The organism is Nocardia sp. NPDC059195 (genome assembly GCF_042754695.1).
In the GTDB taxonomy this organism is placed as follows: Bacteria; Actinomycetota; Actinomycetes; order Mycobacteriales; family Mycobacteriaceae; genus Nocardia.
The window spans coordinates 1-1952 of record NZ_JBHZBG010000066.1 but is presented as its reverse complement, the minus strand read 5'-3'; the positions used below and the strand labels follow the sequence as shown (position 1 = coordinate 1952).

Sequence of the window (1952 nt, the reverse complement as noted above, 5' to 3'; positions counted from 1 at the left end):
AAAAAAAGGGTGTCAAACAGGCTGTGCCTGTTGAGTTTCTATGCTCTTAGAACAGGTGCCGTTTTTGAAGCCAAAGATATAGCATAGATACCCCATAGATATAGCAGGGATATACCAAAATATCTCTAGAGATACGGGTATCTATGCTATATCTCTCTACAAGATTCCTCCACACGCTTGACGGAAATGCTTCAGCATTTTAGCACTCACTCGACAGAGTGTATAAGTGCGCCATTCGGAATTTCAAAGCTTCAAATTTCACAGAGAGTGCCCATTTATACACACCCCCTAAATCGTGGTGTGACAATGGGTTCTCGCCGGCTCGAAATCGGTTTGTCATTCTGACAAATAACCCTTCGGGAAATAAAAAAAACGGCTCCATAAAGAGGAACCGTTTTGCTTCAAAAATCACGTTTTGTGTTATACTGGAGAAACGAAATTGTGTTTTCAAAATTGTCATTTTCGACATGATAACTTTTCTCGTAGTGTGGTTTTGCCGAACCCACTACTTTTTTTATGTCTCCGAACTTCATTTCTTCCCGTTCCGGCTTAACAATCCCTTTTGATTTTCGATACATATTCATTCCGGAAGGATACATGTGCAGCCGTCCGCCTTTTAAAAATTTCTTTTCCCGACCTTCTACGATCTTTGTTTGCACCTCACAGCCCTCTGAAGCCACTTTTAAGGCTGTTTCCCTGTCTTGGACATCTTCTAGGTCTATATCAGTCAAATAAGCGCTCAAATAGGCTCCTATGTTGTCTATATCCTTTAATGACTTGATTGTTACAAATCCTAAACCCCATAGACTCCTTAATTCAGCATTTTTAATATAAATCTTATCCAAATCATTAAAGCGCATTAAAACATGACAATGCCAGGCTCCACGTCCTTGTGGCTCTACCACCGATAAATAATCTATCGAACTTTCTTTCTTGTATTTATAACGCAACCTGTCGATAAAATTTTGAAAATCACTATAAAGTTTTTTCGTGTCCGTCATATTTTTCTTGTATGTCAAAGTTATATGTAATTCATTTGGCCGTCCTATAAAATTGTTATTTATCAAATAACGCAGCTTCTTAAAGGTTTGTCTCAAAGAATTATAATTTTCCTGCCGATTTTCCGAATGCTCGAACTCCCGGATCTCCCCAGTAGAGAGGTCTACAAACCTATCCTTGTCCAATTTTTTGATATTATTTTTCCGGTTCATCTTCTCCATATGCTGAACTTCAATGACGTGATTCATAGTGGTCACTTTTACAACATCATTTGGAGCTATGAAAACCGCGTCACCATTGCGTTTATCCATCCATTTCCCCTCAATTTTTCCTGTAATGTTTAATTAAAATCAAGTTAATAATAAAGAACCCCAAATCCGAAGTCAGTTTTTCAACAAAAATTAGCGTCCTTTTCCCAAATAGTCCCTATACAATTCCTTAATAGCAAACTCAATTACAGCATCTTTTGAAACTCTTCCAAATTCATTGTGTTTTGTAAAATGTTCGGCTAATAACTCTAGCTTTTTAAATGTTTCAACAGTAATTCGAGGTCCAATTTGTTTTTTCTCTTCCATCCAAACACACTCCTAACAAGTTGTTAACATAATTCTAACATTGGAAATAATAGAATTCAAGAACAGAAAAAAGAAGCACACTCGGAATGATATTTCGTTTCCTTTTGATTCCGAGCCTCCACCCCTTACAATCCCCAAAGGCAACCGACAAGGGAAAATTCGTCCCTTATCGGCACCTCCGGAAATTGTACAGCAAGGGGTCACTCCCAATAAAAAGACTACGACATATAAAACAGGTTTAGCTTCAGAGAAAAAGAGCATAAGGAAACTCGGTGCCACCCTAAAAAAAAGGGTGTCAAACAGGCTGTGCCTGTTGAGTTTCTATGCTCTTAGAACAGGTGCCGTTTTTGAAGCCAAAGATATAGCATAGATACCCCA

General features: G+C 38.1%; 2 protein-coding genes. Both read right to left on the bottom strand.

The window, feature by feature from the left end; genetic code table 11:
• Positions 1–401: 401 nt before the first annotated feature.
• The gene (locus ACFXKN_RS33440; RefSeq protein ID WP_375839305.1) at positions 402–1310 is read right to left on the bottom strand and encodes a hypothetical protein; all 909 of its coding nucleotides are present in this window, start codon (positions 1308–1310) and stop codon (positions 402–404) included.
• 90 nt (positions 1311–1400) lie between these two features.
• Positions 1401–1574, bottom strand: a complete 174-nt coding sequence (locus ACFXKN_RS33435; RefSeq protein WP_375839303.1) for a hypothetical protein — start codon at positions 1572–1574, stop codon at positions 1401–1403.
• Between the last annotated feature and the right edge of the window lie 378 nt (positions 1575–1952).